Here is a 4,880-nt window from a genome sequence, read left to right on the forward strand (position 1 = left end):
GCTTCAACTCTACACTCTGCCGATCTTTCTGACAGCCAGATCTAGATCCAGGCCGCCAAGTCCGGCATATGTCTTCATCAGAAAACTCACTGGTACTCTCTTCACAAGTTCACTGCTTGAAACATCATAGTACCACTGATAGTAAGCGTAAAACTCGCCGATCCACCTCGGCATGAATCCCTCAAGCGTCCTGCCGTTTCTTAGTTCAAATTCCTCCGTTCTGCAGAAATAATCCCAGAGTGTGCGGGCATCCATCGTGTTGACATAAGCCTGCGACTCGTCAATGCTCCTTCTGGTCCTGCCGGACATGTAGGCGTTGATGAAATCCACCGTGTCTTTTCCCGGATAATCCTGTGCCACCAGGTCAAAGAGCTTTCCCTGATTTTCAACGACGTCGTCCAAATATTCTTCCTGATAAGCCGACATTTCAAATCCCCCCATCGGTGTTCCTGACGCATTTGCAATGCTTATTGCATCCTAGTGGACTTTCTCTTGAAAAGCATGCGAAATTATGTCGATTGTTTGCAAAATGTATTCGTGAACTACACTATATGTATATTTTAACATTGTGATGCAACAATAATTGAATTGATTTTTCCGCACCCCAAGTCATTCACTGGCAAGGCCAGACAGACTCCTTTCCGACGTCCATCCATGTCATCTTGGCTGGAAAACAAAAAAGGCCATCCCTCTCAGGATGACCATATTTGTGATTTGTCTGTCTTTTCGACTGAAATCAGAGTCGCCTGGAATCAGCCGGTGTCTTCGACCGTAATTCAGCGTGCTGCCACGCATAAAGCCATAAAGTCTGAGGCAGTTTCATTTCATGCAATCAGTTTCCAGCCGTCTTGCCGTTCGGATAGATCTGCCTCATCCTGCTGTCGGGAAAGCGTTCATCAAGCAGGCGCTCAATGCCGTTTGAAGCTTCCCTGTGGTGAGCACGGGCGTTGCAGCGCGCAAGGGCCATTGTGGAAACACAGATGTCAGCAGACATGAAGACGACAAGACACCAGGTGATGATCTTTCCCGCCTTCATCGGAATCCGCTCAATCAGATTTGAAAACAGCGGATAGAGCTTCTTCAGCCAGACGACCGCTGCAATCCCCCAGAAAAAGCAGAACAGAAGGTTGATTCTTCCGCCGAGGTTGAACGGAATCCCCCGGTAGTCCCAGAAGATCTTTCCGAAGAAGATTTCCGTGAACATGCTGCAGATGTACTCGTAGGCACCGCCGATGAAGGTTCCGAAGATGAAGACGAAACTGTCCGAGCGGTCGCGGTAATTATACAGAATGTAAGTTGCCATGGCAATCGCAAGCCCCCAGACAATGCTGAATGGTCCCCAGACGAGACTGCTTCTGCTCATCCAGACACCGGCCGTTGCACGGCAGAACAGCGTTTCCACAACGTCACCAATGAAGGCGCCTATGATGAACAGCAGCGCCAGCTTGTAGAAGCTGCACCCTTCGGCAAAGACATCTGACTTCGACCTGGCCCTGTATTTTGACCTGTCGACTTCGTACGCATGCTCGACCCTGGATTCCAGATGATTGTACAAAAACACCCTGATACGGTTCGTGAGCGCCCCGAGTCTGCGGTTGACCGCAACGATTCTCGGCATCTCCCGTGCGGCATGATGCAAGATGACATATGTCCCGACTGCATCGATGACGAGAAGCACGAGGAAGATCCAGAGCGTGACATGAAGGATTGCGACTGGAACAAGGTGGATGACGAACAGCGCCAGACCGTTGACGTATCTGATTGCAAGAACGCCCAAAACACCCCACAGCGCCGAATACTGCGGACAGATGTAACCGTCGAAGTTCCAGCGCTTGTCTGAATAGTCCCACCACTTGCCCTGCCCGACCAGTTCAAGCAGATGCCCGGTGAACCACTCAGCCACCGTCGCAACAATCATGCACCCGAGAAACAGGAAGACCATCCTGTTTTCCAGTTCATACAGAAACAAAGTCATGAAGACACCGGTGAATCCGTAAATCGTACAAAGCGGTCCGGTCAGAAAGCCGCGGTTGACCATGCGCCGTTTTCTTGCGGTCGTAACCGCCGTCTCCATGACCCAGCCCAGAAACGAGTAGAAAAAGAACAGCTCCAGGCAGTCATAAAATGTATAGTTCATCTGAAAATTCCTTTCTATCTGTCATCGCCCCTGCCGATGAACGGCAGCAGCACCAAAATAATGATCATGACAGTAATGTACTTCATATGTGTCACCTCTCCCCTTGTCACATGTGCATTCCCGCTAAATGCAGAGCAATCGGCACCGCTGATGATTCAAGCACATGCTGATGAAACATCTGTCATACATTTTACCGCAAAGACAGACGTTATAAAACGAATAATCCAAAAAATGCAGAGTCATTCCACGCAAAAGTGCATAAAAAAACGGACAGTCAAAAGACTGTCCGAATGGGCTTCTATAACGCAGCTACCCCGCGAGCCTCACAACCCTCTAGGCATGTCTTCGTTATAGCATAATTTTGGATATTGTAAAGCCCTTGGGCAAATATTTCAATATATGCTGACCTGCCATTGACGTAAGCCGCGTCAGTCAGACGAACCTCCGAATTCCTTCTTAATCACTTCTTCAAGTGTCCCGTTCTTCGCAAGTTCAGCGGCATCAATCATCTTGAAATGATTGTTTCCTCCCGACTGCTTCATCTTCTCATCAAAGCCGAAGATGTAGTTGACGGCTATCCTGTAAATTATTCTGGTAGGTGCAAGGCCGTAAACCTGATGATCAAGAATATGCCTTATGCGCTCATTGTCATCAGGATAAATCTTCTTCATTTCCTCGCTTCTGAACAGACGCTTTACGATTTCCGTGATGTAAAGCCCGGACTTCATGTACAGATCGGCAAACGTTCTGTTCCTAAACGTCTTATGTGATTCACCGCTTTTTCAGAACGGAATTTTCAAATCTCTGACGGGCTTTTCTGCATCCTGCACCCGCAGCCCGCTGTCTTTTGGCTGTTTCTGAATGAAGTCGGCGATGTCCTGTGCGTTGTTGTCGCAGAATTTCTTGCCTTGCGCTTCCAGTGCCTTCTTCAGTCCTGCCGTGTCGGTCATGTCGAACTTTCCCACGGGCTCCCCGCCGTCGGTGACGGTCACTGGTCTGTTTCCCGCCAGTTCACTGATGAGAAATTCCATCTGACCGTACGTTCCCCGCAGGTCATGATAGAAGTCTTCGTCGGGCTTTCCATCGTGTTTCCCGCTGATGAATGCTCCAAGTTCTTCTGTGATTCTCAGTGCCTTCCGCACCTCTTCTCTTGTTTCGAGCAGCTTTTTCAGCGGCATGCCGTTGAATGTCCGCAGAAGGTATGCCAGATTCTGCTGTGAATCAATTTCTTCGAATTCCATATCACCTGTCCACCTTTCCGTTATTTCCGATGACTTCAAGACTGTATCTGCCAATCAGGCCGAATTTTCGTGCGGTTTTCAGCGTGTCCTCGACCGTCTGCCCGCATATCACTTCGGGTGCATGATAGTATCTTTCTTCTTCGGGCGTGTTCCGTTTGTATATTTCAATCAGTTTTTCCGTCAGTTCCGCCGTTTCCGTCCCGTCAAACTCTCCGATGCATTTCCCGTCGGCGTGAACGTTATACCTTCTTTCGCGCAGGGCTTTAAGACATGAGTTGAGAATCAAAAGCTCCCCGTCCGCCATTCTGGAGAAGATTGACCTTCTGTCATCGAATTCACCGTCTTCATCCGGTTCGGTGATTGTGTCGAACACCCTCTGGATCGTACCGATAAGCTCATCTGTCTTCTCATAGCAGTTCATCAGCGTGCCGTAATCACACTGACTGAGTGTTTCCTGCGTGATTTTCTGCTGTTCTTCAAATGTTCTCTCCGTCATTTTTTCCTCAACTTCCTTTATTGCCACAGACATTTTGTGAAATTCTTCGTGCATTTTAATCTGCTTTATTCGGAAATAGATAACTATACTCTTCAATCGTGGCAAACTTTTGACGCTTTGCGAAAAAATCAAAGCTAAGTTTTTCGGATTCAATAATGGCTTCAGCACCTCTTACTATTCCTAATTCTGACGGCGGAAATTCGCAAAGTATTTCATAATAATCTTCCAGCTCAACCAAATAACAGGCTGATTTCTTCATTCGCTTCAATCCCTCCTAAAATTTATTCACTGTGCCGACAATTGTACCTTTTATACACTCACATCCATTGATGAGTTGGTAGATATTAAACTTGACTATTTTATATTCCACAACCGTACCCGTCGTTGGGAGTCCCTTTCTCGGTTCAATAACAACTTCTGTTCCAATAATTTTCCCGGCATTTGACGGGTTGAACTCGTGAAGTGTTGTATATTCATCTCCAGCTAACAAGACACGTGCTAGCCCTACATATTCTTCATTCATTTTTCATCCTCCTCATACCATTGAGGTAAGTAGCAACCTGGCCTCGTCGAGATAAACGCTAACTGCTCCTGCTCGGTTTAACTTTGGAACCATGATATTGCGTTGTACATGTTTATTTGGCCAAACAAATCTACTGTGCCAATGATTTTGCCACAAACTTCAATACATCTATAGCCAAAATGAATCCCTCTGTTGACCGCCTCTCTCTTGGACGTAGGACCGTCGATTGTCCCAACAAAACATTTATCGTCTATCTTGACGACCACTATAGTTTCCTTTAGCGTTTTAGGCTTTATAAAAGTTGGGGCTTTGCAAAGTTTTCGTCTCCTTCACTCGGAGATAGGTAATTATCCGACGCATCAAAAAACACCATCACAACGGCATTTTCATCCTGTCCAAGCTGCCCGGAACCCGGGCGAGACGTACCTGAATGGAACAGCACCGCCCAACCTGACGGCAGTACATCGTACCAATGCATCGAAC

The 4,880-nt window shown here is 47.4% G+C and carries 8 protein-coding genes; all 8 read right to left on the reverse strand.

What is annotated here, in order from left to right; all coding sequences use genetic code 11:
• Positions 1-9 precede the first annotated feature (9 nt).
• Positions 10-426: a hypothetical protein gene (locus tag V7Z60_RS08810; protein ID WP_334117455.1), complete on the reverse strand. Its 417-nt coding sequence runs from the start codon at positions 424-426 to the stop codon at positions 10-12.
• A 406-nt stretch (positions 427-832) separates the two neighbouring features.
• The gene (locus V7Z60_RS08815; protein WP_334117456.1) at positions 833-2,137 is read right to left on the reverse strand and encodes a putative ABC transporter permease; all 1,305 of its coding nucleotides are present in this window, start codon (positions 2,135-2,137) and stop codon (positions 833-835) included.
• 428 nt (positions 2,138-2,565) lie between these two features.
• The gene (locus V7Z60_RS08820) at positions 2,566-2,865 is read right to left on the reverse strand and encodes a type II restriction endonuclease (RefSeq protein WP_334117457.1); all 300 of its coding nucleotides are present in this window, start codon (positions 2,863-2,865) and stop codon (positions 2,566-2,568) included.
• 54 nt (positions 2,866-2,919) lie between these two features.
• Positions 2,920-3,378 carry a hypothetical protein gene (locus V7Z60_RS08825; protein ID WP_334117458.1) on the reverse strand — a complete coding sequence of 153 codons (459 nt, stop codon included), beginning with the start codon at positions 3,376-3,378 and terminating at the stop codon, positions 2,920-2,922.
• 1 nt (position 3,379) lies between these two features.
• Positions 3,380-3,874 (reverse strand): hypothetical protein, encoded by a 495-nt coding sequence (locus V7Z60_RS08830; RefSeq protein ID WP_334117459.1) that lies wholly within the window; start codon positions 3,872-3,874, stop codon positions 3,380-3,382.
• 55 nt (positions 3,875-3,929) lie between these two features.
• Positions 3,930-4,133, reverse strand: a complete 204-nt coding sequence (locus V7Z60_RS08835; protein ID WP_334117460.1) for a hypothetical protein — start codon at positions 4,131-4,133, stop codon at positions 3,930-3,932.
• Between the two features lie 15 nt (positions 4,134-4,148).
• Positions 4,149-4,397, reverse strand: coding sequence for a hypothetical protein (locus V7Z60_RS08840; RefSeq protein ID WP_334117461.1), 249 nt, complete (start codon positions 4,395-4,397; stop codon positions 4,149-4,151).
• A 292-nt stretch (positions 4,398-4,689) separates the two neighbouring features.
• A partial coding sequence (locus tag V7Z60_RS08845; protein ID WP_334117462.1) for a hypothetical protein occupies positions 4,690-4,880 on the reverse strand: 191 nt, incomplete at its 5' end.

The sequence above is a fragment of the Ligilactobacillus sp. genome, assembly GCF_036846325.1.
Lineage (GTDB): Bacteria > Bacillota > Bacilli > Lactobacillales > Lactobacillaceae > Ligilactobacillus.

Excerpts from the sequence above, each read along its gene's own strand:
- V7Z60_RS08810 (WP_334117455.1), bottom strand. The coding sequence starts at position 426 with ATGTCGGCTTATCAGGAAGAATATTTGGACGACGTCGTTGAAAATCAG.
- V7Z60_RS08820 (WP_334117457.1), bottom strand. The coding sequence starts at position 2,865 with ATGAAGTCCGGGCTTTACATCACGGAAATCGTAAAGCGTCTGTTCAGA.
- V7Z60_RS08835 (WP_334117460.1), bottom strand. The coding sequence starts at position 4,133 with ATGAAGAAATCAGCCTGTTATTTGGTTGAGCTGGAAGATTATTATGAA.
- V7Z60_RS08830 (WP_334117459.1), bottom strand. The coding sequence starts at position 3,874 with ATGACGGAGAGAACATTTGAAGAACAGCAGAAAATCACGCAGGAAACA.
- V7Z60_RS08840 (WP_334117461.1), bottom strand. The coding sequence starts at position 4,397 with ATGAATGAAGAATATGTAGGGCTAGCACGTGTCTTGTTAGCTGGAGAT.
- V7Z60_RS08815 (WP_334117456.1), bottom strand. The coding sequence starts at position 2,137 with ATGAACTATACATTTTATGACTGCCTGGAGCTGTTCTTTTTCTACTCG.
- V7Z60_RS08825 (WP_334117458.1), bottom strand. The coding sequence starts at position 3,378 with ATGGAATTCGAAGAAATTGATTCACAGCAGAATCTGGCATACCTTCTG.